Here is a 25,189-nt window from a genome sequence, read left to right on the forward strand (position 1 = left end):
GTAGCTTGCATAGATAGAAATGTCAGCTAAAATAAATCCGTATGACAACTGTCATACAAAAATATTATAGCTGTAATATTTTTATATGTAAACTGTCATAGACAAGTATTTTAGCTGTAATAATAATATATTTAAGGCGCCATAATGCCTTAGTAAGCATAAGCCCACCTGCCTGCCCCTGCCGGGGAGCCTGTACCTGCCACCCTATGCTGCCGGCAGGGTATGCAAGCGTAACGAAATAATGCTTATCTTTGCGGCAACCAAACGTATGACTTTATGACACGAATCGGACTCCTGTCGGACACCCACGGGTGGTGGGACGACAGATACCTGCAATACTTCGAGCCGTGCGACGAAATCTGGCACGCCGGCGACATAGGCTCCTTGGAGGTGGCCCAGCGATTGGCCGACTTCCGCCCCCTGCGTGCTGTCTACGGCAACATCGACGGGCAGGAACTACGCCGCCTCTTTCCACAGACCCTGCGCTTCACTGTCGACGGTGCGGAGGTCGTGATGAAGCACATCGGCGGCTATCCCGGACGCTACGACCCGTCCGTTGCCGGCAGCCTGCTGGCACGCCCGCCCAAGCTGTTTGTCAGCGGACACTCGCACATCCTCAAGGTGAAGTACGACAAGACGCTCGGCCTGCTGCACATCAACCCCGGCGCTGCCGGCCGCCAGGGCTTCCACACCGTCCGCACCCTGGTGCGCTTCTGCATCGACCAAGGGCAGTTCAGCGACCTGGAGGTCATCGAATTGGCTGACCAATAGCCATCTTTCCGCCCCGAAAGTTTGGCCATGTCCGTCCTTTTTCCCATCTTTGCAACCTGAATAAGCAACGAGAGCCGTGGGGCATCGTCCTCCTTCTTAGTTTTGTGCTGACCCATGAGTAATGTATTACCCTAAAAGGAACTAAGATATGAAAGGAATTATTCTTGCCGGCGGCAGCGCCACCCGCCTCTATCCCCTCAGTAAAGCCATCTCCAAGCAAATCATGCCCGTCTACGACAAGCCCATGATTTACTACCCCCTGTCCACCCTGATGCTGGCAGGCATCCGCGAGGTGCTCGTCATCTCCACTCCCCGCGACCTGCCCATGTTCCGCGAACTGCTGGGCACGGGCGAAGAGCTGGGCATGAAGTTCTCCTACATCGTGCAGGAGAAACCCAACGGCCTGGCGCAAGCCTTCGTTCTCGGCGCCGACTTCCTCGAAGGAGGACCCGGCTGCCTCATCCTGGGCGATAACCTGTTCTACGGCCAGGGCTTCAGCGGCATGTTGCGCCGCGCCGCCTCGCAGGAGAAGGGCGCCTGTATCTTCGGCTACTACGTCAAAGACCCCCGCGCCTACGGTGTCGTCGAGTTCGGCCCCGACGGCCGCGTCCTCTCCCTCGAAGAGAAGCCCCAGCAGCCCAAGAGCAACTACGCCGTACCCGGCCTCTACTTCTACGACCACACCGTGACGGAGAAAGCCGCTGCGCTCAAGCCTTCTGCCCGCGGCGAGTACGAAATCACCGACCTCAACCGCCTCTACCTGGAGGAAGGCACCCTGCGCGTCGAACTTTTCGGGCGTGGCTTTGCCTGGCTCGACACCGGCAACTGCGACAGCCTGCTCGAAGCCTCCAACTTCGTGGCCACCATCCAGAACCGCCAGGGCTTCCGCGTCTCCTGCATCGAAGAGATAGCCTGGCGCAAGGGTTGGATAGACCTCGACCAGCTCCACCACCTGGGCCAGCAGATGGGCAAGACCGAATACGGCCAATACCTGATGGAACTGGCTGACTCGCACAGATAAGTTGACAAGTTGACGAGTTGACAAGGCAACGAGTTGACGAGTTGACGAGTTAACAAGTAAACAAGGCCACGAGGGCATAACTTATCCCTTGCCAACTCGTCAACTCGCCAACTCATTAATTAGATTATTGCAAGACCTTGTTGCCTTGTCAACTCGTCAACTCGTCAACTTGTTGCCTTGTCAACTTATCAACTCGTCAACTATTAAATTATCATTTACTAATATGAAGACTTACCTCGTAACCGGCGCCGCCGGATTCATAGGCGCCAACTACATCAAGTACCTGCTGCGCATACACGAACACATCCGTATCGTCGTGCTCGACGCGCTGACCTACGCAGGCAACCTCGGCACCATCGCTGCCGACATCGACAACGACCGCTGCATCTTCGTCCGCGGAGACATCGGCGACCGTGCCCTGGTGGACGACCTCTTTGCCCGCTACAAGTTCGACTACGTCGTCAACTTCGCTGCCGAGAGCCACGTCGACCGCAGCATTGAGAACCCCCAGCTCTTCCTCATCACCAATATCCTGGGCACCCAGAACCTGCTCGACGCCGCCCGCCGCGCATGGGTCACTGGCAAGGACGAGACGGGCTATCCCACCTGGCGTCCCGGCGTGCGCTACCACCAGGTCAGCACCGACGAAGTCTACGGCTCCCTGGGCGACGAAGGCTACTTCACCGAGCAGACACCCCTCTGCCCCCACAGCCCGTACAGCGCCTCGAAGACCAGTGCCGACCTCTTCGTCATGGCCTACCACGACACCTACCACATGCCCGTCAGCATCACCCGCTGCAGCAACAACTACGGCCCCTATCACTTCCCCGAGAAGCTGATACCGCTCATCATCAAAAACATCCTGGAAGGCAAGCAACTGCCCGTCTATGGCAACGGCAGCAACGTCCGCGACTGGCTCTATGTGGAAGACCACTGCAAGGCCATTGACCTCGTCGTACGCCAAGGGCGCGAGGGCGAAGTCTACAACGTGGGCGGACACAACGAAAAGACTAACCTGGAGATTGTGAAGCTGACTATCGCCACCATCCACCGCCTGATGGAGTCGCACCCCGAATACCGCAAGGTGCTGAAGAAGCAAGTGCTGACAGCCGACGGCGACATCGACATCTCGTGGATTAACGACAGCCTCATCACCTTCGTCAAAGACCGTCTGGGCCATGACCAACGCTATGCCATCGACCCCACCAAGATACGCGAGGAACTGGGTTGGTATCCCGAGACCACCTTCGAAGTAGGCATCGTCCGCACCATCGAGTGGTACCTCAACCACCAGGACTGGGTGGAAGAAGTGACCAGCGGTGACTACCAGAAATACTACGAGCGCATGTATGGCGACCGCTAACAGAGCGCCACGCTCAGCAGTATTCCCAAGAACAGCATATTGCACGAAGTCTCGCCCAATATGCTGTTCAGCTTTTCCCCCTGCCGGATGAGGCACATGCTGCGCCACGTCATCAGGTGCATGTACAGATAGATGCACGGCGCCCACATGAACTCCAGCCACGTCAGTCTCCCGCTATACACGAACCACAGGCAGAGCAGCACGGCCACTATGCCCAGCGCCAGGTAGAACTGCCGCCCGAACGAAGCGCCGAAGCGCACAATCAGCGTCATCTTGCCGCTCACCCTGTCTTGCTCTATGTCCCGGTAGTTGTTGATGGTCAGCAGCGTGTCTATCACCACGCCCGACACCAGCGACAGCACCAGCACGTCGACATTCAGCACCCCCGTCTGCACATAATACGTCCCTCCCACGGACACCAGCCCGAAGAACACCAGCACCAGCAGGTCGCCCCAACCCCGGTAGGAGAGCAGGGTGGTGTACAGGAAAGCAAAGAGCAGGCATACCACTCCCAGCACCACCAGTTCCCAGCCCCCTTGTGGCAGTTCGTTCCACGTCAGATACACCACAGACAGCCCGCACAGGCAGGCCAGCAACAGCGTCACGCCGATGCCCAGCTTCATGTTCCGGGGCGAAATCCACCCTTCGGCACAGGCACGCTTCGGCCCCAGCCGGTCTTCGCGGTCGGTCCCTTTCTGGTAGTCGAACAAATCGTTGATGAAATTGGCTGCCACTTGCATCAGGCAGGCAAAGAGCAGGCACAGCACCGCTTCCGCAGTCTGGAACTTCCCGTCGGAAAAGGCAAGCCCGCTGCCCAGCATCACGGGAATCAGGGCTGCCGTCAGCGTCTTGGGGCGCGATGCCAGCAGCCAGGCGTAAACTGAATTGGGTCGGATGGTCTTCATAAGGTTCTGTTTTTATCCCCAAAGATAAGCGAAAGCAGGGAATTGTGCAACAGAAATTCCTTATAATTACACAGCGGGTACGAGAAATGTTACCGGTGCGGACAAACCAGCATGTGCGGTCGGCAAATACATCTTTTTTACTATTCAGGTAAGGTTCATATTGCTTCCTTATTCGTTTCTTATTCGTGTTTTGTTCGAGTCTAAGGACTCGAACTTGGTACGACTTTGGAACGACTTTGGTCGGACTTTGGTCTGGATGGATGTTTTCCGGCCAGATGTTTCTGCCATATTTGGCTGTATGTAAGAACTTTTTGATGCGGATGTCTCTGGCGTTTCTCAAGCGCTTGTCTAAAAAATGCTTGAGTCATGCTTGGGTGACAATGTGGAGTCGGGATGAACTTCCTGATACCTCTCATGTCCAAGGTGGGTTTGTTGTTTGGGCTCGGGATGGCAAAATTTGAGCAAGCTCTAAAAACTCTGCGAAAACTTTGCCCTTACTTTTTGTCATTCAAGAAAATACTTCTATCTTTGCAGCCGATTTATTGAGCCAATATAATGTCTCACTTAATTAATTGAAACTAACCAATTTGTTTTATTAATGGAAAACTTAAAGAATGTAGCTCCCATGGAAGATTTCAACTGGGAAGCGTATGAAAATGGCGAAACTACAACCGCTGTGAGCCACGAGGATCAGGAGAAGGCCTATGACGGCACACTGAACAAGGTGGGTGATCACGAAGTTGTAGACGGTACCGTTATCGCAATGAACAAGCGTGAGGTCGTTGTGAATATCGGTTACAAATCGGACGGAATCATCCCGATGAGCGAGTTCCGTTACAATCCTGACTTGAAAGTGGGTGACACGGTAGAGGTGTACATCGAAAATCAGGAAGACAAGAAGGGACAGTTGGTACTGTCGCACCGCAAAGCTCGTGCATCCCGTTCGTGGGAACGCGTCAATGCTGCGCTGGAGAACCAAGAGATTATCAAGGGTTACATCAAATGCCGCACGAAGGGTGGCATGATCGTAGACGTATTCGGCATCGAAGCTTTCTTGCCGGGTTCTCAGATCGATGTGAAGCCTATCCGCGATTACGATGTATTCGTGGGCAAGACTATGGAATTCAAGGTTGTCAAGATCAACCAGGAGTTCAAGAACGTGGTTGTTTCGCACAAGGCTCTTATTGAAGCCGAGCTGGAACAGCAGAAGAAAGAAATTATCAGCAAGCTCGAGAAGGGACAAGTTCTCGAGGGTACTGTCAAGAATATCACTTCTTACGGTGTATTCATCGACTTGGGCGGCGTAGACGGTCTGATTCACATCACCGACTTGTCTTGGGGCCGTGTCAGCGATCCGCATGAAGTGGTTGAGCTCGACCAGAAGCTGAATGTCGTTATCCTCGACTTCGATGACGAGAAGAAACGCATTGCCTTGGGTCTGAAGCAACTGACTCCGCATCCTTGGGATGCTCTCGACCCGAACCTGAAGGTGGGCGACCACGTGAAGGGCAAGGTTGTCGTGATGGCAGACTATGGTGCATTTATCGAAATCGCTCCGGGCGTAGAAGGTTTGATTCACGTTTCCGAGATGTCTTGGTCGCAGCACTTGCGTTCGGCTCAGGACTTCATGAAGGTGGGCGACGAGGTAGAGGCTGTTGTCCTGACACTGGATCGCGAAGAGCGTAAGATGTCTTTGGGTATCAAGCAACTGAAACCGGATCCTTGGGAAACTATCGAAGAGAAGTATCCTGTGGGCAGCAAGCACACGGCCAAGGTGCGCAACTTCACGAACTTTGGTGTGTTTGTAGAGTGTGAGGAAGGCGTAGACGGCTTGATTCACATTTCTGACCTGTCTTGGACGAAGAAAGTAAAACATCCGTCTGAATTTACGCAGATTGGTGCTGACATCGAAGTCATTGTACTGGAAATCGACAAGGAGAATCGTCGCCTGAGCTTGGGTCACAAGCAGTTGGAAGAGAATCCTTGGGATGTGTTCGAAACAGTCTTCACGGTAGGCTCTGTACACGAGGGTACCATCATCGAAATGCTGGAGAAGGGTGCAGTTGTCGCTCTGCCGTATGGCGTAGAGGGCTTTGCTACTCCGAAGCATCTGGTGAAGGAAGATGGCACGCAGGCTCAGTTGGAAGAAAAACTGCCCTTCAAGGTGCTGGAATTCAACAAAGAAGCCAAGCGCATCATCTTGTCTCACAGCCGTGTGTTCGAAGATGCTGCCAAGGCCGAAGAAAGAGCCGAAAGAAAGGCTGCCAAGAAGTCTAACAGCAAGAAAGAGGAAGTGCCTTCCATTCAGAACCAGGCTGCCTCTACGACGTTGGGAGACATCAGTGCTTTGGCTGCGCTGAAAGAGCAAATGGAGGCTGAACAGAAGAAATAATAGGTTTCCATAAGATAAGCGAGAAGGCATCTGTGGCTATGAAAGCCCGGATGCCTTTTTATTTTGGGTGATTTTGGCGGCGCAGGCTTGCTTTTCTTGCACAATTTGTGTTCCTTTGTGAAATTATGTTTGTGTCGTTATGGAGAAATTCGAGCTATATATCTTGGGTTGTGGTTCAGCCTTGCCCACAACAAGACATTTCCCTACTTCGCAAGTGCTTAATGTACGCGATAAATTATATATGATTGACTGCGGCGAGGGTGCGCAGTTGCAGTTCCGCAAGTCGCGTTTGAAGTTCTCGCGCCTGAATCATATTTTTATCTCACACCTGCACGGCGACCATTGTTTTGGGTTGTGGGGATTGATTTCTACCTTGAATCTGTTGGGGCGGACTGCCGAGCTGCACATCTATTCTCCTCGCGGGCTGGAAGCGTTGCTCCTTCCTACATTGGCCTTTTTCAACAGGCAGATGACTTATCGGGTGCTGTTCCATGAGTTTGATACAGACAGACCTGCGTTGATTTATGAAGACCGTTCGTTGACGGTGACTACCATACCTTTGCGGCATCGTATTCCTTGTTGCGGTTTCCTTTTTGCTGAGAAGCAGGGCCTCAATCATATTGTTCGTGAGATGGTAGATTTTTATAAAGTGCCTTTGTTTGAAATGAACCGGATTAAGAACGGGGCTGATTATGTGACTCCCGAGGGAGAGGTTGTACCCAATCGTTTGTTGACGCGTCCGGCAGACCCTCCGCGCAGGTATGCCTATTGCTCGGACACTATCTGTCTGCCGGGGCTCGCCGCGCAGCTTCGGGGGGTGGATCTGCTGTTTCACGAAGCTACTTTTGCCTCGGACAACTTGGGGCGGGCTAAGGAAACTTATCATACTACGGCAGTGCAGGCCGCTGAACTGGCACGTTCGGCAGAGGTAAAGAAGTTGTTGATTGGCCATTTCTCTGCCCGTTACGAGGATGAATCTGTGTTGTTGGAAGAGGCGCGGGAGATTTTTCCGGAGACTCTGTTAGCCAGCGAAATGCTTTGTGTGCAGGTATGATTTTTCTTCCTGTGTTTTTGCAGTGTGGGGGAGAAGCCGTATCTTTGTCCGTTGAAAAATGGGAATTTATGTGCGCGGAGCACACAATGGTTAATGATAAGTGGTTAATAGTCTGTACATGAGCCATTTTGTCACGTATTAACCATTAACCATTTATCATTAACCACTGCGGGCAAAGCCCGCCAAATTATCATTTACAGACTATGGGTTCTTCTTATAATGAAAGTGAAGTCTTGGCCCTTTTGCAAGATGAAAGTACGCAACGGAAAGGATTCGAGATGGTTGTAGCGCAGTATAGCGAGCAACTGTATTGGCAAATCCGCCGGATGGTGTTTTCGCACGATGATGCCAACGATTTGCTGCAAAATACATTCATCAAGGCATGGGTCAATATAGACTATTTCCGGGCAGAGGCCAAGCTCTCTACTTGGCTCTATCGCATAGCTTTGAATGAGTGCTTGACCTTTCTGAACAAGCAGCGGGCTGCAGCCACCGTTCCCTTGGATGACCCGGAAGCCGACGTGTTGCAGAGGTTGGAGGGGGACGCTTATTTCTCCGGCGATAAGGCACAGATGCTGTTGCAGAAAGCCTTGCTTACTTTGCCCGAGAAGCAACGGATGGTCTTCAATCTGAAATATTTCCAGGAAATGAAATACGAAGAGATGTCCGAAATCTTCGGTACTTCCGTAGGCGCCTTGAAAGCATCCTATCACCACGCCATAAAGAAAATAGAGAAATTTTTGGAAGAAGGACTTTAAACCTTTCCTAAGAAGCAGTGTCTAATATTTGAATAAAAGAATGGAGGAAAGCTTATGACGGAAGAACAATTAAAGAAAAGGATCGGGACGGAAAATCCTTTCCGCGTTCCCGAGGGCTACTTTGAGGGCTTTACTTCAGGGTTGATGGAACATCTACCGGAGAAAGAACGGGTAGTTACCAACCGTACACCTACGATGTGGGAGAAAATACGTCCGTTGGTGTATATGGCTGCCATGTTTGTCGGTGCCATGTTGATTATTCGTATTGCTTCCACACATTATGTGCCGGGGCAGGAGACCACCGGGAATGAAGACATTGATAAGGAGATGGAATACATCAATATGGCGATGGAGAACTCAATGTTGGACGATTACTCGTTGTATGTCTATCTGACCAATGACGATGAGTAACTGTGAATTAATTTTTTGAAACTGAAAGATGATAAAGAAATTACTTGTTTTATGGGTTGTGGCGTGTGGATTCATGCCTTTGCTTTGGGCCGTTGAAGGTTGTGAACAGCACTTGACGAAAGAAGAGTTTCGTGCCAAACAACAAGCTTACATAACGGAAAAGGCTGGTTTGACGTCCGAAGAGGCAACAGCGTTTTTCCCTTTGTATTTTGAACTGCAGGATCAGAAACAACAGTTGAATGAAGAGGCATGGACATTGCTTCGTGAGGGTAAAAAGGATAATGTTTCTGAAGAGCGTTACGAGGAAATCTTGAATGGAGTGTATGAAGCACGTATCTCTGCCGACCGTTTGGAGAAAAGTTATTTCAGAAAATTTAGAGATATCCTGTCTTGCAAGAAAATTTATTTGGTACAGCAAGCCGAAATGCGCTTTCATCGGGAATTGTTGAAAGGTATGCGTGGGAAAGGTGCTCCGCGGAGGAATGTTGAAAAATAAGCGTCGAAAGCGGATTACGCAGATTTCACAGACATAAGTTCTAAACTTAGTCTGCAAAATCTGCGTTTAATTTATACCTGTTTTTTTAGAACCTGTTGTTTATTTTTTTGTTTACTTTGCTGTTCAGAATGAAGTGAAGAATCTCCCTCTTTCCTTAGGTTGTCCGGCGCCCTTTCGGTTGCTATCATTCTGTCATGTCGAGCGTTGTTCTCCCCCGACAAACGGGGAAGGTAAGAGGGGGTGTGAAGCGAAGTCGAAACATCTCCCGAAAGACACGATTCCCTTGGGCAGTGCATGTAGTGAGATTCTTCGACTACGCCCTACGGGCTTCGCTCAGAATGACAGATACCTCATTCTCCATTATAGTATAAACTAATTATGAACAGTTAAGTATGTATGCAAAATTAAATGATACTTTAGCAGTAGGAGGTGCCGCATCCTTGCGGCACACCGTCACATGGGTTCTGAACGCTTATAGTGTGGCACGCATAATGAATGTGCCGCAGGATGCGGCACCTCCTATAACGGCCCATTCATGTATAAATTAAATTTCAGTAAGTAGATGTTGAAAATTAGTTTATATGATGTGTGCCTGTCATGTTGAGCATTGTTCTCCCCCGACAAACGGGGGAGGTAAGAGGGGGTGCGGAGCGAAGTCGAAACATCTCCTTCTTGCGCTGCCAGACGGACAGAGACCTTAGGGAGATTCTTCGACTACGCCCTACGGGCTTCGCTCAGAATGACAGATACCTCATTCTCTAGTTAGTATAAACTAAATATCAACGGCTACTTACCTACTTACTTATTATATTTTTGTTTGTTAAGTTCTTGTCGTTTTAAATCATATTTTTTCTTTATCCGAAAAATGCGCTTGAAGGAAAGTTTAAAATCCATAATGGCTTGATATAAACATTATTTTGTTTAACTTTGCGTCCAAAATACTTCTTATGTGAAGAAAATATGCAGAATCAGCCTCTTCATGCCTACTGCTGAAAATGGGCTTTTGGAGTCCATACTTTGAGAGAATTATTTGTAACTGATTGGGATATAGGATTTTATTGTACCTTTCAGGATTAGAAGATTTATCATAAGTTTATTGAATGTCTTTGGAAAATCCTTCTACAAAGTTTGTGGAATGTGCCGAACTTGAATCGGTTATCAGTCCGCTGCCGACTGTTCCTTTGTCTTGGTTCGTGATGCGTGACCTGAAGCGTCCCAACGCCAAGCATCCGGCTTATTTGGAGCTTTCATCTGCCGGTTTCGAGGTTTTCACCCCGTTGAAGAGCCGTCTTGCAGTCCGTGGCGGTCGTCGTATCCGTGAAGAGCACCCATATCTTCCCGACCTTCTGTTCGTCCATAGTGTCCGCAGTAGTCTGGATGCCTACGTCGAGCTGATACCAACGCTTCAGTACCGTTATGTTCGCGGCGCTTATTGTGTCCCGATGACGGTGGACGAGCGCGAGATGTCCCGTTTCATCCATGCCGTCCGTTCCTCTGAAAACCCTCGTTTTTACCTTCCCGGCGAGCTGAATGCCTCGATGTATGGACGTAGTGTCCGCATAGTGGGCGGTGCCCTCGACGGTTATGAAGGCAGCCTGCTTTCCATTCGTGGTACCCGTGTGCGCCGCTTGCTGGTCGAGATTCCGAACCTGCTGACTGCTGCCATCGAGGTGTCTCCGGAATATGTGCAATTGCTTTAAAGCCTGTTTGATTTTTTTCTTTTTCTCTGTCATTTTGGCATGATCGAGAGATTTTACTATGCGTATGAGAAGTGTTAGGAAGATCAGATTATGAAGGCTAACTTTGCTTTCTTTCTAGGCAGAGAGTTTTTCCGAGTTCCGCAGTGTGAAAACCGGAAATTGCTTGATGCCTTTTCCTGCATAGACCATCGAATAATTTGAATTGATAGTCAATTTTATGGAAAATCTGTTTTTGATAGCCGGTGCTTTTGTTGTGGCGGTCATCCTGGGGCGGATCATAATCCCCAATATTTTGCTGGTGTCTTTTCGTAAACGTTTGTTCGATGCTCCGGACGCTCGTAAGATTCACCACAATCTGGTTCCTCGATTGGGTGGGGTGAGTTTCTTTCCTGTGGTGTTGTTTTGTGTCTGCTTGTTCATTGCCTTGCGTTTGTTGTGGGGGGGAGATGTCGATGCATTGTTTCCATGCCACATCACCATTGAACTGCTGCTGTTTGCTTCTGGCCTGACATTATTGTATATTATTGGTGTCGCTGACGACCTGGTAGGTGTTCGTTATCGCAAGAAATTCCTGGTTCAGATTTTGGCTGCGCTGATGCTTCCCCTTTCAGGACTTTATATTAACAATTTGTATGGTCTTTTTGGTATTTATACTGTGATCCCCTTTCTGGGGATTCCGCTGACACTGCTGCTTGTGGTCTTTATTACGAACGCCATCAATCTGATAGATGGTATCGATGGACTTGCTTCCGGGTTGAGTATGGTGGCGTTAGTCGTGTTTGGCATCTTATTTGTACTTGAAAACTTATGGGTTTATGCTTTGACTTCGTTTGTAACTATCGGGGTGCTCATCTCTTTTTTCTCGTATAATGTTTTTGGAAAAGCAGAGCGTGGGCGCAAAATCTTTATGGGCGATACGGGCAGCCTGATGTTGGGTTATCTGTTAAGCCTTTTCACGGTGAAGTATTGCATGTTCGCAGGCGATGACGTTTCGATGGATGTAGTCGGATCTCCAGTGTTGGTCGCTTTCAGTGTGTTATTGATTCCTTCGCTGGACGTTGTACGTGTAGTGCTTCGCAGAGTGCGTAACGGTAAAAATCCTTTCCTTCCCGACAAGACTCATATTCACCATAAGTTCCTGGCAATGGGTTTCACTCCCCGTATGGCAATGGTGAGCATTTTGCTGATGTCTGCCTGTTTTTGCGTTTTGAATCTGTTTTTGGCCGGACGAATGAATAATACGCTTGTGTTTATCATGGATCTTCTGCTTTGGACTGGGCTGAATATGTGGTTTGATGTGAGGATTAAGCGGAAAGAAGAAAAAGAGGGGAACTGATGACAGCTTTTTTGTTCCGTTTTGAGGATGCAAGTGACTTCTAATAAATGATAGTTGGGCGGTAGAAAGTGTCGCATCCTTGCAGTATACTATTCATGGGTTCTGAATGTTTGTAGTGTGGGCGTGGTGAATGTACCTCTGGATGCGGTATCTTCTATAAATATTCATTTTGTCACTAACCTAAATTTGATTAATAATTTAGAGTCTATTTAAATTTTATTCAGCAACATTTCTATCGCAGTAAGTTACACCATCCCCTTAGCCGAATTGAACGTGAATTCATAGTTTCTCAGAGCTTCCTGTAATTGTCGAATCAAGAGAAAGTCCTTTCCACAATCCTTCTTTTGCCTATCGGCTTAAAGCCGTTTGACTCGTCTCCTTTTACAATGATTTCAAGCGCATATCCGAAAGTCTTTTTTTATTTTGGCAGTTACTTCTCCTTTGTATTCGGTATTTGTTAGGATGACTTTGATATTACAACAGAGTTCTTTCAAACATCTGACCAGCAAGAAAGTGGCTTCCCTATTGTGTATGCAGGCTATTATAACCATGGCAGCTATCAGGAAACCATTCTTGTCAACAACAACATGATGTTTGAAGCTCTTCATCTTTTTATTCTCGTCAATGCCATTTAGAGAACGGCTGTCCTCCCAACGTACGCTTTAGCTGTTCATGATACAACACTTACCCGGGAGTTTTGACCCTTTTTGACACGCATTTTCTCACGCAAGTTATTTAAAAACATGTTAAATTCGTCCAAGGAAGACCATTTGCGATAATGTAATAAACCAGTTCCCAAAGAGAGGAATGAGAAGGGGCATACGCCATTGGCAACCTGTATTCATGAGATAGAAAATGGCATTCTATATTTTACGTAAACTATATTTTTGTTTTCTTTCTTACATATTCAAGATTTTCTTGATAATTTGTCACTGTGTTTCTTCTAAATCTGTTAAATACATAATTATTTATAGTGTGGAAACTTAAAAATAATCATTTTCATGGAAAGAGAAACACACTTTCAATATCAAACTTTAAAATTTAAACGAACTATTGTGACTTTGGTTTTGGAAGCGATTATGTGTATTGCGGGAAAAATCTGTTTATCGGTGTTCATCCAGATAATAGCTTACAGCTCTGACCGAAAGAGTGCGATATTATAGAAACCAGTATGCCGTCAGATATATATCCTACATATATTCTGATACGTGTAAACGAATTTGATCGGTCTCCCGTTACTCCTTTGGAAGAATGGCTGCGTTATTTGAGATATGGTGTTGTCCGTTTGGATACCATGGTTCCGGGACTTAAAGAGGCTTGTGGAACATTGCAATATTACTCCATGAGCAAGGAAGAACGTCATGCTTATGATGAGCATCTGAACGCTGTAATGATTCAGAATGATGTGCTGAGTACGGCTAAGATGGAGGGGTACGAAGAAGGTCGTATGGAAAGTCTTCGAGAGAGAGCCCGTAAGTTTAAAGAATTTGATGTTTCCGTTGAGACCATTGCGAAGGCTACGGGGGTGAGTGTAGATGTAATAGAAAAACTTTAAATGTTTTTATTATTAGGATCAAGGCATTGTCATAGAGATCTTGTTATTGTATAATTATTCTTTATTTAATTTTGTCAGTTTTATCAAGTAATAAGCGAATTGCCAAGAATACGCTATCGTTATATTTTCGAATGATATTAACGATGGCAGTGTCACTTTATACTTCTAGAATTGTACTAGCAACTTTAGGCATTGAGGATTTTGGAATTTATAATGTAGTTGGTGGCATTGTGGTTATGTTCGGTTTTTTGAATACAGCCATGAGTGTTGCTACTCAACGATTCCTTTCTTATGAAATAGGGCGTGGTGATCTTTTGCAATTAAACAAAGTATTTAATAGCTCAATTCTTATTCATGTAATAATTGCAGCTATTATTCTGTTAATAGCAGAATCCATAGGACTGTGGTTTCTAAATACGCAATTATCTATTTCTCCAGCAAGGATGAGTGCTGCCAATTGGGTATATCAATTCTCAATTTTTGCATTTGTAGTAAATATCATATCAGTACCATATAATGCTTTGATTGTCTCTCATGAGGAAATGGGAGTATATGCGTATATCAGTATTCTTGAAGTTGTATTAAAGTTGCTGATTGTTTATTTATTAAATTGTTTTGGATTTGATAAATTGAAATTCTATTCGTTATTAGTTTTTGTTGTAGCATTATTAATACGTTTGATATATCAATTATATTGCACTAACAAATTCTCAGAATGTCATTTTAGATTTGTTTGGGATAAAAGTATATTGAGAAAATTAACAGCCTTTTCTACCTGGAGCTTATTTGGTAGCGTGGCATATATTGCAAAAAATCAAGGGATTAATATTGTGTTAAATGTGTTTTTTGGCGCATTACTTAATGCAGCCTGGGGCATATCCCAACAGGTTAATGCGGCTGTTTTGATGTTTGTACAAAATTTTACGACAGCTATAAATCCTCCTATCATTAAAGCTTATGCACAAGGAAATCGGGAACGGATGTTTTCATTATTATTTAATGGGATGAAATATACTTTTTTCTTGGCGGCTTGTTTAGTTATCCCTTTATTATTTGAAACGAATTTTGTATTGTCTTTGTGGTTGAAAAATGTGCCTGAATATACAGTGGAGTTTGTTCAATATGTATTGATTGTTATTATGATAGAACTATTTTCTCATGTTGTTGGAACCACTATTCAAGCTACAGGAGAAATTAAGTGGTATCAAATTATTGTAGGGAGCATTTTATTTTTAAATTTGCCTTTTTCATATATAGCTATACGTTTGACAGGTTCTCCTATATCATCAATGTACGTGGCTGTTGTCTTATCAATTATTTCAATGATTTTTAGGTTTTGTCTCCTTCATCGTTTAATACATTTTCCTTTATCTCGTCTGTTTATACTATTTAGGTTGACATTTGTATTGCTGTTATGTATACTTCCTTTGGCTTATTTTTTGCAAAGTGAGTTGGATGAAGGATTTGTACGTTTTGTGCTAATATTATTGTTGGCTATATTATCGTCTGTGTGTGTATTGCTATTGTTTGGAGTATCGAAAGAAGAACGCTTGAAAATGCGTGTTTATACATCTAACTTATTACATGGTTATGCTGAACGGTTTAAGCGGAAATTTTAAAAATATCCTTAAAAGGATTCTTCCCAATTTTTTATTGGATTTTCTCAAGTCTGTTTTTTATGCGAAAAAGAAAAAACTGTTTATTCAGAATTTCAAAAGAGAAATAACATATATTCATCAAAAAGGGCATGCTATTATTATTATGGCAACTCCAGTTCATGGTAATTTAGGAGATCATGCCATTGTTTATGCAGAAAAATGCCTTTTGACAGACATCGGTTTTGGTGAGAATATTATAGAAATTGCTGCTATTGACTATGCATTGTGTAAGAAACAGATAAGAAAATATGTTTCAGATCAAGATTTGGTTATAATTGATGGTGGGGGAAATTTGGGGACGCTATGGCCTTGGGAGGATGATAAAATATCAGAAATAATAAATACTTATTGGCAAAATCCTATAGTGTTGTTTCCTCAAACTTGTTTTTATGAGGATAGTTTTGCAGCTATGGATAGATTGAAGAGAAATAGAATAGTGTATTCCAAAGCCAATCGTCTATTGATAACATTACGCGATAGGAAGTCTTTCACATTCTGTTGTACTCATTTCTCAGGAAAAAGGTGTTCTCTTGTGCCAGATATTGTATTATATTTGTCTGGAAAATTGAAACAGACATCCTTGTCTGGAAGGGAAGGAGTCTTGTTATGTTTTCGTAAGGATGTAGAACGATTGATTTCACAAGAGGATGTGGAGCGTTTAAAAGCCTATTTACGACAGCAAAAAATCTTATTTACTGAGATTTCAACAGTTAAGGATTATGATGTAGATCGTTTTTCGAGATCTACAGAATTGAATAAAATTTGGGAAGAGTTCGCCTCTGTTCGTTTGGTGATAACAGACCGTTTGCATGGGATGATTTTTGCAGCTATCAATGGAACTCCTTGTTTAGCTTTAGATAACATTAGTCAGAAAGTAAGTGGAGTTTATGAAACGGTTCCAGAACTGGACGGTGTGAAATTCTGCACAGATATAGATGAGGTTATGAAAAATATATTGAGTTATTATAAGGGGGATTTCTCATTTATGGAGACGAAAGGTCTGGAAAGTAACTACCAATTATTAAAGAATTTCATAAAAGAAAATATATAGGATTGATATGGATAAAATTAAGCGAATTATTTTGATGTCTGTTCCGATGTCTATTTGTAACTTTCGTTGTAGCTATTGTTATTTGACACATCGAAAGGAGTATTATCAGAATAAGCAACCTCAATATCGCTATTCTCCGGAACATGTAGCAAAAGCATTATCCAAAGAACGCTTAGGGGGAATTGCTTATATAAATATTTGTGCAGATGGTGAGACCCTTTTGACAAGAGATATTGATAAGTACACGTATGCATTGTTAAAGGAAGGGCATTATATAGAGTTCGTTACTAACTTGACAATAACTCCAGTCTTAAAAAGGATGTTGTCATGGGATAAAGAATTGCTAAAGCATCTTAGTTTTAAATGTTCATTCCATTATTTGCAATTAAAGCAGAAGAACCTTTTAAACATATTTGCAGAAAATGTGCATCGGATATGGGATGCTGGATCATCTGCTAATATTGAAATAACTCCTTCTGATGATTTGATACCTTATATAGATGAAGTGAAGGCCTTTTCTATGAAACAATTTGGAGCATTGCCTCATTTGACTATTGCACGTAACGATAAAACAAAAAATATTGAATTCTTGACAAATTTGTCTATAGAAGATTACCATAAAATATGGTCGCAATTTGATTCAAGTTTTTGGTATTTTAAGAAAAGTATATTTGGTTGTCAAAGAAAAGAATTTTGTTATGCTGGAGATTGGGCTTTGCAAGTAGATTTATCGAACGGTAATGCAGGTGAGTGTTATAGAAAAAGACATCCTTTCAATATATTCAAGAATATAGATAAACCTATTTCGTTTAAAGCTATTGGGCGTTGTCTGGAGCCGCATTGTTATAATGGACATGCTCTATTAAGTTTAGGGTGTATTCCACATTTGACTGATGTGAGATATGGTGATATTCGCAATCGTGTGCGGGCAGACGGTGGAGAATGGCTTCAACCTGAGGTCAAATCATTTTTTAATTCAACATTGGTAGAATCGAACGAAGAATATTCAGAAAGTAAAAAGAAAATAATATTGGCAGAAGATTGCCTATATGATGCGGTGGTAGGGAGTGCTAAGCGAATCTATCATTTAGTAAAAAAGTGAGAAATGGAACAGGTGAAAGTTTCTATTATCATTCCTATCTATAATGTTGCCTCTTATATTGTAGATTGTTTACAAAGTGTATTGCTTCAGACTTATCCAGCAATTGAAGTGATTTTAGTTAATGATGACACGCCTGATGATTCGATGGAACAAGCTGCTATTTTGATTAATAAGTTGCAAGAACGCTATGAAGTTAAGGTATTAAGTCATGCACATAATCAAGGACTATCAGCAGCTCGAAATACTGGTATAAAAGCAGCAACCTCAGAGTGGATTTATTTTTTGGATTCTGACGATGAAATAATTCCAGAATGTATAGAACTTTTGGTTGTACAGTTGGGAAAACATCCAGATGTAGATTTTGTAATAGGAGGTGTGAAAATAGTTGGCGCTGATTGGAATTATCCATTAACTTGTAGTTCTTATGTAAAAGGTAATGAAAATGTTTTGCGTGATTATGTCGCAAATAAATGGTATATGATGTCTGTAAACCATCTGTATAAAAAGGAATATTTGTTAGCTAATAATCTCTTTTTTCAAGATGGTTTGTTGCATGAAGATGAACTTTTTTCTTTTAAGTTAGCAACAACAGCTCAATCTATATCGACTGTTTATGAGAATACATATATTTATAAAGTTCGCTCTACAGGTAGTATTATGTCTCAGCGTAAGTTGAGGAATTTTGAAGATATGTTATTTATAAATAGAGAGAAATATGCTTATATTTTAAAACAATACCAATCTAAGAATTATGTAATATCTTATACTTATGGCTTAGATTGTTTATATAGCTATACTCTCTCTCTTGTTGCAAATACTTTTGTTGGACGAAACGATAAAATTCGCTTGTTGTCTGAATCTAGAAGAGCATTTGAACCGTTGTTGCCTTATAAAACCTATTGGCTTGGTTTGAAACATGAACTTTTGATGTTGTTGTTTAAAATGCCTGTGCGATTAATACTATTATTGGTAAAATTGCGTGCATGATAATATTTGCTTAGGACATAGGGATGTTATGAAAGAGGATAGTGCTCCCAAAATTTCAGTTATAGTGCCAGTGTATAAGGCGGAAGCCTATTTGCATCGTTGCGTCGATACTTTGTTGGCACAGACTTTTCCTGATTTTGAGATTTTGTTGATAGATGATGGTAGTCCGGACAAATCGGGAGAGCTTTGTGATGAGTATGCTCGTAAAGATTGTCGTGTATGTGTATATCATAAGGAAAATGGGGGGGTTAGTTCGGCGCGTCAATATGGTATAGATCATGCCCGAGGTGAGTATACTATTCATGCCGATCCAGACGATTGGGTGGAGTCTACAATGTTGGAGGAACTCTATAAAAGAGCTAAAGATGAAGATGCTGACATGGTAATTTGTGATTATTATGTGGATGAAAAAAGTGAGACAAAATATATTGTGCAGCAGCCATCTTCTTTAAATTATAAAATCGTTATGTGCGAGTTATTCCAGCAATTACATGGTAGTTGTTGTAATAAGTTGGTAAGAAGAGTTTGTTATGATCGGTATAATGTAACTTTTCCTTTAGATTTTTCTTATTGTGAGGATCTTTTTGTGAATGTTTGTTTGCTATTAAATGATATAAAAGTAGCTTACTTGCCTAAAGCATTTTATCATTATGACCAAATAGTGAATCCTTCTTCACTGGTTCATCGTTCGCCTATTTTTCTTTTGAACCATGAAAAATTGTTATATGAGAGATTGGTTTGTATGTTACCAAGTGATTTGTTTGCTAAAGTTTATCCATATTTGTTATGGCGTCAGGCAAGATGGGTTTTGATTTGTGGGAAACCTTATACTCATAATTTTACTGAAAAATTTAGAGACTTAAAGCCATGTTTATCGGAAATGAATATTCCATTTGCACATAAATTCTTTTTAAAAGTTGCATTTGAGTTCTTTCCTCCAGTAGTACATATCTTTAGTAAATTATGGAATTATACTCATCGTAGATGATATTGGCTGAATAAAATCTTTAGTGTGAACAGCTTTATTGATGAGTAAAATAGATTCTGTTTGTAGTTAAGTAAGTTTTAGATGCTTCCATATTATTGTATATTTTTCTTGCTGTCTTCTTTATCTTGTTTTGATGTTATGCATGTAAAGAAGAAACAGAAGTTGTTTTTTTTATTCCTATTATGGGGCTTATTAGCTCTTTTTGCTGGCTTTAGGGCAAATAATCCTGATTGGGATGTTTATTATGATACTTTTGTGGGAATGTCTCTTAATCAAGAAGAAGGGTTTGGAGATGTTGGATTTAACTTATTGAGTAAGATAATTCTTGCTATTTTTAATAGCCCTATAGCCGTATTTTGGGGAGTAGCTTGTATATCTGTTGCTCTGAATCTTAATTCATTTCGTAAGTATTCTGCTTCGTTCTTAATATGTGTATTGTATTATTTTGTACATTTGTATGTATTGAAGGATATGATACAAATTAGAGCAGGTCTGGCTAGTGCTATTTGTTTGTATGCAATTCGTTATTTGGAACTTAGAGAATATAAGAAATACATTTTCATTACATGCCTTGCAATATCTATGCACTTTTCGGCAATAGTATGTTTGCTGATATTGCTATTTTATAGATATAGGTGTAATAGAATAGTATTGAAGTATCTATTTATTTTATGTCTACTTATTGGATTGGTTTGCCCGTTAGGACAGTTCATTAAAATGTTCCTTTTTGGAATTGACGAACGTCTATCTGCATATATTATGTATGGTGATAGTGGATTTGCTAGCGAGTTGGGGATATTTACAAATTTGAATACAGTAAAATCTATGGCGCTATTTTTAATAGCGTATTTTTTCTATAATAAATTAAATTCTTCGAATAGATATTTCGTTTATATATTTTACATATATGCATTAGGCGTTTATTGGCTAATGATTTTTAATGATTTTGCGATTATAGGCGCTCGTATGTCTAATATTCTACTTAGTGTTGAGCCTATTTTGATTTCTTATTTGTTAAGTCTATTTGCAGATAAATCAAGATGGATAATCTTATTGGTAATAATTTGTGTAACATATTTAATGTTAGTGTTAAATATGGCACCCAATAAAATAGTTCCATATCAATTCTATTTTTCATGAGAATAGCATATATTGTACCTTCTTTGCAAAATCAGGGTCCTATTGTTGTTGTTAGGAACCTAGTCTCTTTTTTGGTGGAATGGGGGCATGATGTTGATGTTTTTTATTTCGATAATTTGTCATCAATGAATTTTAAATGTCCGACAAAGTGTATCAAAATGGGCGAAAAGATCGATTTTAATTCTTATGATATCATCCATAGCCATTGTATGCGTCCTGATATGTATGTTGCAAAATGGAGAAGATATATTACTAAAGCGCGAATTATTTCTACTCTTCATCAAGATACCTATCGTACATTTTGTTACCAATATAATCCACTGTTTTCTTATCTGTTCACAAGATATTGGTGTCATATTCAATCAAAGTTTGATGGGGTAATAAGTATCTCTAAGCAGTTAGAAAATACATATAAAAGTCGTATTAAATCTTCACTGACTACCATTTATAACGGATGTTCAATTGCTTTTGACGATAATGCAGATAAAGATATTATTTGTAGCATACAAAAGTTGAAAGCTAAATATAAAATTTTAGGCACATATTCTTATGTAACTCGTCGTAAAGGATTGAATCAGGTGGTTCATGCACTTAAGATGTTAAAAGATTATGCTTTTATAATAATAGGAGAAGGTCCAGATATTGAACCTTTAAAACAAATGGTTCAAGATTTAGAGGTCAGTGAACGAGTCCTTTTTTTCCCATATCAGAAGAATCCGTGTAACTATTTGCCTTATTTTGATGTTTATGTGATGCCTTCTTATTCCGAAGGCTTCGGGTTGGCTATGGTAGAGGGAGCATTAGCTCATAAATCTATAGTTTGCTCAGATATTCCTTCTTTTCATGAGATCTTTTCTAATGATGAGGTTCGTTTTTTTGAGTTAGATAATATTTGTTCTTTGAAAGAAGCTATTCTTTTAGCTTTTGAGAATAGAGAAGAAAATGGAAAACTTGCTTATTTGAGAGCTAAAGAAAATTTCACTGTAGAGAAAATGGTTCATAATTATTTATGTTACTATGATGTCATGTTGAATGGTCAAGTTGACAAGTAATAGTATCATAGTTCGTTTATGAAAAAATTGCGTTATAAGATAATTTTCAGTTATGGTAACAGCATCAATAGTCGCATATCATACGCCAATAGATGAACTTTCGCATTTGTTGGATTGCGTAGTTCAATCTTGTATAGATACTCTTTATTTGATAGATAATTCATCTAATGATAGTTTGCGTGGGTTAGTAGGTAAGTACTCTAAAGCAATCTATATTTATAGTGATAACCTTGGTTATGGCCATGGACACAACATTGGGATTCAAAAGTCTATAGAACAAGGCGCAGAATATCATGTTGTTATTAACCCCGATGTGTATTGGGATGGGGAAGTGATAGTAGAACTTGCTTCTTTTATGAACAAGCATTTGGAATGTGGTTTGGTGATGCCTAAAGTGCTGTATCCAGACGGTGAGATTCAATATTTATGTAAACTATTGCCGACTCCTATGGATTTGTTTGGAAGGCGTTTCCTACCATTTCGCAGTATTCAGGAGAAAAGGGATGCTAAATATGAGTTGCATTTTACAGGATATGATAAGATAATGGAAGTGCCCTCTCTTTCTGGATGTTTCATGTTTATGCGAGTAGATGTATTAAAGCAAACGGGTGGATTTGATGAGCGCTATTTTATGTATGCAGAGGATATGGATTTATGCCGCCGAATAGGAGCTGTTTCTAAAACAATGTATTATCCGAGAGTTTCTATTTATCATGCATATACAAAGGGGTCGTATAAGAGCAAGAAACTTTTAAAATATCATGTCTGTTCTATAGTCAAATATTTCAATAAATGGGGTTGGTTTTTTGATAAGAAACGTAAGGAAATTAATCAAGAGTGTTTAAATCGTTTGAGAAGTTGTTAAATGATTATGGCCTTGTTGTTTTGTGAGTCTGTGGAACAGTTTGAAAGAAGTTGCTTCGATTTTCATTAAAAGTCTCTTTCTCGAGTTTGGCGAAATGAAAGAAAGTATGTTATCTTTGCAGCTAGATAATCGAATAAAAAAACAGATGGCAAGCTATATACGATTTGACTGGGCTATGAAGCGGCTGTTGCGCAATAAGGCAAATTATGCCGTGTTGGAAGGCTTGTTGACAACGCTGCTCAAAGAGAAGGTGACTATTTGTAAGTTGCTGGAAAGTGAGAGTAATCAAGAAGATGAGTATGATAAGTATAATCGGGTGGATATGTTGGCAGAAAACTCCAAAGGAGAGTTGGTGCTGATAGAGGTTCAGAATAATAATGAATATGCTTATTTTCAACGTATGCTTTTCGGTACGTCTAAACTGGTGACTGAATACATTAATCGTGGAGAAGGTTACGAGCAAGTCCGCAAAGTATATAGCGTAAATATCATTTATTTCTCGCTGGGGCATGGGAAGGATTTCGTGTATCATGGTAAAACGGAGTTTCGTGGCATCCATGAGGGGGATTTGTTGGAACTGTCTCCTTTCCAGCGTCAGACTTTCAAGGTGGATGAGGTAAGCCAGCTCTATCCGGAGTATTATATCTTGAAAGTAAATGATTTCAACCGGGTTGCCAAGAGTCCGTTGGAGGAATGGATTTATTATTTGAATACCGGAGAGGTGCCGGACAATGCGACAGCCCCAGGACTTGAAACGGTGAAGAAGCAATTGCAATTGGACCGCATGAGCAAGGATGACTTGAAAGCGTATTACCGACATCTGGACAATATTGTGATTTTGCGGGATAATATTTACACGGAACGTGCTGAAGGCCGCGCCGAGGGTCGTGCTGAGGGTCGTGCCGAGGGGCATGCTGAAGGCTTGGTAGAAGGCGTTCAAAAGACTGCCCGCAAGTTGAAGGAAATGGGGATGGACGTGACGTTTATAGAGCAGGCAACGGGGCTTACTGCGGAAGAGATTGCTGTGCTTTAAGTTTATCGACTTGGATTATTTTAAATCAATAAAACATTAAGTATGTATGCAAAATTAAATGATACTTTATCGGTAGGAGGTGCCGCATCCTTGCGGCACACCATCATATGGTTGCTGAACGCTTGTAGTGTGGCGCGCATAGTGAATGTGCCGCAGGATGCGGCACCTCCTATGACTGCCCATTCATGTATAAACTAAATGTCAACATCTACTTATATGGATCAATATCAACAGACAGAAGAACAAGAAATCGACCTGCTGGAACTTGCGCAGAAGCTATGGCGCAGGCGTAAGACCTTCTACAAGGTGTGCGGCATTGCCGTAGTGGTAGCCTTAGTCATTGCCTACAGCATCCCGAAGGAGTACACGGTGACGGTGACGCTTTCGCCGGAGTCGGGTGAGAGTGGCAGCGGCAGCCTGGGAGGAATCGCTTCGATGATGGGCATGAATCTGGGCGGTGGCAATGATGCCGATGCACTGAATATCACGCTTTTCCCCGACATACTTTCGTCCAACCCATTTGCTTTGGAGCTGTATGAGATGCCCGTGACGGTGGAGGATGAGGAGGAGCTCAAGCAGATGCCTCTGAATGAGTATATCGTGTCGCAGCAGAGTCCGTGGTGGAGCTGGATCATGAGTCTGCCGGGCAAGGCCATTGGGGGGATTCTTTCGCTGTTCAAGGACGAGGAGGAAGCGGGAGAACGCGTGCTTGACCCGTTCCGGCTGACGCGTGGAGAGAGCTTGAAGCTGGGTGCTATCAAGTCGTCCATGACTGCCAACGTGGACAAGAAGACGGGCGTGACGACCATTACGGTGACGTTGCAGGACCCGGTGGTGGCAGCTACGGTGGCCGACAGTGTGGTGCGCAAGCTACAGGATTACGTGACGGACTACCGTACGCGCAAGGCTATTGATGACAGCAAGTACTGGGAGAAGTTGTACCAAGACCGTCAAGCGGAATACTATGCGGCCCAGCAGGCGTATGCGTCGTATGTGGACGAGAACAAGAGCCTCTACACCCGCAGGTCGCAGGTGGAGGGCGAACGGCTCCAGAATGACATGAACCTGGCTTATCAGGTGTACAGCCAGACGGCCCAGCAGTTGCAGTTGGTGCGCGGCAAGATCCAGGAGGCGAAGCCCGTGTTTGCGGTGGTGAATCCGGCTACGGTGCCTATCACTCCCTCGGCTCCGCGTAAGCTGATGATACTGGTGGGTATCGTTTTCCTGGCTTTCTGTGGAACGGCGGGCTGGATTCTCTTCGGAGAGGATGCCTGGAGAAAGATGCGGGAAGCGACATTCAATCAGCCTCGGAATTGATGCCTATGGAGTGAGGGCGGAGGAGGCCCAACTAATATAAAACGAAACAAAGTAAGTAATCATTCCTATTTAGTTTATACTATCGATGTATCTGTCATTCTGAGCGTTGTTCTCCCCCGACAAACGGGGGAGCAAAGAGGGGGTTGAAGCGTAGTCGAAGAATCTCACTACATGCACTGCCCAAGGGAATCGTGTCTTTCGGGAGATGTTTCGACTTCGCTTCACACCCCCTCT

The 25,189-nt window shown here is 42.9% G+C and carries 23 protein-coding genes; 22 read left to right on the plus strand and 1 reads right to left on the minus strand.

The features are described from left to right. The first annotated feature begins 276 nt into the window (after window positions 1-276). The 3 genes from M3090_RS12260 to rfbB all read left to right on the plus strand — a co-directional run bounded on the left by M3090_RS12260 (window position 277) and on the right by rfbB (window position 3,155). Window positions 277-771 carry a metallophosphoesterase family protein gene (locus M3090_RS12260; protein WP_249056663.1) on the plus strand — a complete coding sequence of 165 codons (495 nt, stop codon included), beginning with the start codon at window positions 277-279 and terminating at the stop codon, window positions 769-771. A 148-nt stretch (window positions 772-919) separates the two neighbouring features. Continuing rightward, on the plus strand, window positions 920-1,792 hold the full coding sequence (gene rfbA / locus M3090_RS12265; RefSeq protein ID WP_249056665.1) for a glucose-1-phosphate thymidylyltransferase RfbA: 873 nt from the start codon (window positions 920-922) through the stop codon (window positions 1,790-1,792). Between the two features lie 223 nt (window positions 1,793-2,015). Beyond that, window positions 2,016-3,155: a dTDP-glucose 4,6-dehydratase gene (rfbB, locus tag M3090_RS12270; protein ID WP_249056666.1), complete on the plus strand. Its 1,140-nt coding sequence runs from the start codon at window positions 2,016-2,018 to the stop codon at window positions 3,153-3,155. On the opposite strand, the gene menA is transcribed toward rfbB, so the two are convergent. Next, entirely contained in the window at window positions 3,152-4,060 is a 909-nt protein-coding gene (gene menA, locus M3090_RS12275) for a 1,4-dihydroxy-2-naphthoate octaprenyltransferase (protein ID WP_249056668.1), read from the minus strand. The genes rfbB and menA overlap by 4 nt on opposite strands. Window positions 4,061-4,658: 598 nt before the next feature. On the opposite strand from menA, the gene rpsA reads away from it, so the two are divergent. The 19 genes from rpsA to M3090_RS12370 all read left to right on the plus strand — a co-directional run bounded on the left by rpsA (window position 4,659) and on the right by M3090_RS12370 (window position 24,955). Continuing rightward, the gene (gene rpsA / locus M3090_RS12280; RefSeq protein WP_249056671.1) at window positions 4,659-6,452 is read left to right on the plus strand and encodes a 30S ribosomal protein S1; all 1,794 of its coding nucleotides are present in this window, start codon (window positions 4,659-4,661) and stop codon (window positions 6,450-6,452) included. A 139-nt stretch (window positions 6,453-6,591) separates the two neighbouring features. Next, window positions 6,592-7,506 carry a ribonuclease Z gene (locus M3090_RS12285; protein ID WP_249056673.1) on the plus strand — a complete coding sequence of 305 codons (915 nt, stop codon included), beginning with the start codon at window positions 6,592-6,594 and terminating at the stop codon, window positions 7,504-7,506. Between the two features lie 203 nt (window positions 7,507-7,709). Continuing rightward, window positions 7,710-8,264 carry an RNA polymerase sigma factor gene (locus M3090_RS12290; protein WP_249056676.1) on the plus strand — a complete coding sequence of 185 codons (555 nt, stop codon included), beginning with the start codon at window positions 7,710-7,712 and terminating at the stop codon, window positions 8,262-8,264. A 54-nt stretch (window positions 8,265-8,318) separates the two neighbouring features. After that, on the plus strand, window positions 8,319-8,675 hold the full coding sequence (locus tag M3090_RS12295) for a hypothetical protein (RefSeq protein ID WP_249056678.1): 357 nt from the start codon (window positions 8,319-8,321) through the stop codon (window positions 8,673-8,675). A 31-nt stretch (window positions 8,676-8,706) separates the two neighbouring features. Then, window positions 8,707-9,171 (plus strand): hypothetical protein, encoded by a 465-nt coding sequence (locus M3090_RS12300; protein ID WP_249056728.1) that lies wholly within the window; start codon window positions 8,707-8,709, stop codon window positions 9,169-9,171. Between the two features lie 1,196 nt (window positions 9,172-10,367). Then, the gene (locus M3090_RS12305) at window positions 10,368-10,871 is read left to right on the plus strand and encodes a UpxY family transcription antiterminator (RefSeq protein WP_249056730.1); all 504 of its coding nucleotides are present in this window, start codon (window positions 10,368-10,370) and stop codon (window positions 10,869-10,871) included. 217 nt (window positions 10,872-11,088) lie between these two features. Further along, entirely contained in the window at window positions 11,089-12,207 is a 1,119-nt protein-coding gene (locus M3090_RS12310) for an MraY family glycosyltransferase (protein WP_249056679.1), read from the plus strand. Window positions 12,208-13,378: 1,171 nt separating this feature from the next. Next, window positions 13,379-13,762 carry a hypothetical protein gene (locus M3090_RS12315; protein ID WP_249056682.1) on the plus strand — a complete coding sequence of 128 codons (384 nt, stop codon included), beginning with the start codon at window positions 13,379-13,381 and terminating at the stop codon, window positions 13,760-13,762. A gap of 143 nt (window positions 13,763-13,905) precedes the next feature. After that, window positions 13,906-15,381, plus strand: a complete 1,476-nt coding sequence (locus M3090_RS12320; RefSeq protein WP_249056684.1) for an MATE family efflux transporter — start codon at window positions 13,906-13,908, stop codon at window positions 15,379-15,381. After that, window positions 15,353-16,471: a polysaccharide pyruvyl transferase family protein gene (locus M3090_RS12325; protein WP_249056686.1), complete on the plus strand. Its 1,119-nt coding sequence runs from the start codon at window positions 15,353-15,355 to the stop codon at window positions 16,469-16,471. The genes M3090_RS12320 and M3090_RS12325 overlap by 29 nt, the downstream gene beginning before the upstream one ends. Before the next feature lie 7 nt (window positions 16,472-16,478). Beyond that, window positions 16,479-17,573 carry a radical SAM protein gene (locus M3090_RS12330; RefSeq protein ID WP_249056688.1) on the plus strand — a complete coding sequence of 365 codons (1,095 nt, stop codon included), beginning with the start codon at window positions 16,479-16,481 and terminating at the stop codon, window positions 17,571-17,573. A gap of 3 nt (window positions 17,574-17,576) precedes the next feature. Next, a complete protein-coding gene (locus M3090_RS12335; RefSeq protein WP_249056690.1) occupies window positions 17,577-18,560 on the plus strand; it encodes a glycosyltransferase family 2 protein in 984 nt (327 codons plus the stop codon). 28 nt (window positions 18,561-18,588) lie between these two features. Further along, window positions 18,589-19,548 (plus strand): glycosyltransferase family 2 protein, encoded by a 960-nt coding sequence (locus M3090_RS12340; protein WP_249056692.1) that lies wholly within the window; start codon window positions 18,589-18,591, stop codon window positions 19,546-19,548. An 81-nt stretch (window positions 19,549-19,629) separates the two neighbouring features. Then, window positions 19,630-20,688, plus strand: coding sequence for an EpsG family protein (locus tag M3090_RS12345; RefSeq protein WP_249056693.1), 1,059 nt, complete (start codon window positions 19,630-19,632; stop codon window positions 20,686-20,688). Next, window positions 20,685-21,740, plus strand: a complete 1,056-nt coding sequence (locus tag M3090_RS12350; RefSeq protein ID WP_249056695.1) for a glycosyltransferase family 4 protein — start codon at window positions 20,685-20,687, stop codon at window positions 21,738-21,740. The genes M3090_RS12345 and M3090_RS12350 overlap by 4 nt, the downstream gene beginning before the upstream one ends. A gap of 52 nt (window positions 21,741-21,792) precedes the next feature. After that, window positions 21,793-22,605 carry a glycosyltransferase gene (locus M3090_RS12355; protein ID WP_249056697.1) on the plus strand — a complete coding sequence of 271 codons (813 nt, stop codon included), beginning with the start codon at window positions 21,793-21,795 and terminating at the stop codon, window positions 22,603-22,605. Between the two features lie 145 nt (window positions 22,606-22,750). Further along, window positions 22,751-23,638, plus strand: coding sequence for a PD-(D/E)XK nuclease family transposase (locus M3090_RS12360; protein ID WP_249056699.1), 888 nt, complete (start codon window positions 22,751-22,753; stop codon window positions 23,636-23,638). 42 nt (window positions 23,639-23,680) lie between these two features. Continuing rightward, window positions 23,681-23,836, plus strand: a complete 156-nt coding sequence (locus M3090_RS12365) for a hypothetical protein (RefSeq protein WP_249056701.1) — start codon at window positions 23,681-23,683, stop codon at window positions 23,834-23,836. Window positions 23,837-23,854: 18 nt separating this feature from the next. Continuing rightward, the gene (locus tag M3090_RS12370; protein ID WP_249056703.1) at window positions 23,855-24,955 is read left to right on the plus strand and encodes a Wzz/FepE/Etk N-terminal domain-containing protein; all 1,101 of its coding nucleotides are present in this window, start codon (window positions 23,855-23,857) and stop codon (window positions 24,953-24,955) included. Window positions 24,956-25,189: the final 234 nt, after the last annotated feature.

Origin of the sequence: Bacteroides sp. ET71 (assembly GCF_023336905.1) — a bacterium.
Classification (GTDB): Bacteria; Bacteroidota; Bacteroidia; order Bacteroidales; family Bacteroidaceae; genus Bacteroides.

Bases quoted from the DNA above. Each gene is read 5' to 3' on its own strand.
- M3090_RS12355 (WP_249056697.1), top strand. From the start codon at position 21,793: ATGGTAACAGCATCAATAGTCGCATATCATACGCCAATAGATGAACTT.
- M3090_RS12285 (WP_249056673.1), top strand. From the start codon at position 6,592: ATGGAGAAATTCGAGCTATATATCTTGGGTTGTGGTTCAGCCTTGCCC.
- M3090_RS12350 (WP_249056695.1), top strand. From the start codon at position 20,685: ATGAGAATAGCATATATTGTACCTTCTTTGCAAAATCAGGGTCCTATT.
- M3090_RS12365 (WP_249056701.1), top strand. From the start codon at position 23,681: ATGTATGCAAAATTAAATGATACTTTATCGGTAGGAGGTGCCGCATCC.
- M3090_RS12330 (WP_249056688.1), top strand. From the start codon at position 16,479: ATGGATAAAATTAAGCGAATTATTTTGATGTCTGTTCCGATGTCTATT.
- M3090_RS12360 (WP_249056699.1), top strand. From the start codon at position 22,751: ATGGCAAGCTATATACGATTTGACTGGGCTATGAAGCGGCTGTTGCGC.
- M3090_RS12320 (WP_249056684.1), top strand. From the start codon at position 13,906: ATGGCAGTGTCACTTTATACTTCTAGAATTGTACTAGCAACTTTAGGC.
- M3090_RS12335 (WP_249056690.1), top strand. From the start codon at position 17,577: ATGGAACAGGTGAAAGTTTCTATTATCATTCCTATCTATAATGTTGCC.
- rpsA (WP_249056671.1), top strand. From the start codon at position 4,659: ATGGAAAACTTAAAGAATGTAGCTCCCATGGAAGATTTCAACTGGGAA.
- M3090_RS12310 (WP_249056679.1), top strand. From the start codon at position 11,089: ATGGAAAATCTGTTTTTGATAGCCGGTGCTTTTGTTGTGGCGGTCATC.
- rfbB (WP_249056666.1), top strand. From the start codon at position 2,016: ATGAAGACTTACCTCGTAACCGGCGCCGCCGGATTCATAGGCGCCAAC.
- M3090_RS12370 (WP_249056703.1), top strand. From the start codon at position 23,855: ATGGATCAATATCAACAGACAGAAGAACAAGAAATCGACCTGCTGGAA.
- M3090_RS12295 (WP_249056678.1), top strand. From the start codon at position 8,319: ATGACGGAAGAACAATTAAAGAAAAGGATCGGGACGGAAAATCCTTTC.
- M3090_RS12290 (WP_249056676.1), top strand. From the start codon at position 7,710: ATGGGTTCTTCTTATAATGAAAGTGAAGTCTTGGCCCTTTTGCAAGAT.
- M3090_RS12260 (WP_249056663.1), top strand. From the start codon at position 277: ATGACACGAATCGGACTCCTGTCGGACACCCACGGGTGGTGGGACGAC.
- M3090_RS12345 (WP_249056693.1), top strand. From the start codon at position 19,630: ATGCTTCCATATTATTGTATATTTTTCTTGCTGTCTTCTTTATCTTGT.
- rfbA (WP_249056665.1), top strand. From the start codon at position 920: ATGAAAGGAATTATTCTTGCCGGCGGCAGCGCCACCCGCCTCTATCCC.
- M3090_RS12340 (WP_249056692.1), top strand. From the start codon at position 18,589: ATGAAAGAGGATAGTGCTCCCAAAATTTCAGTTATAGTGCCAGTGTAT.
- menA (WP_249056668.1), bottom strand. From the start codon at position 4,060: ATGAAGACCATCCGACCCAATTCAGTTTACGCCTGGCTGCTGGCATCG.
- M3090_RS12315 (WP_249056682.1), top strand. From the start codon at position 13,379: ATGCCGTCAGATATATATCCTACATATATTCTGATACGTGTAAACGAA.
- M3090_RS12305 (WP_249056730.1), top strand. From the start codon at position 10,368: ATGCGTGACCTGAAGCGTCCCAACGCCAAGCATCCGGCTTATTTGGAG.
- M3090_RS12325 (WP_249056686.1), top strand. From the start codon at position 15,353: ATGCTGAACGGTTTAAGCGGAAATTTTAAAAATATCCTTAAAAGGATT.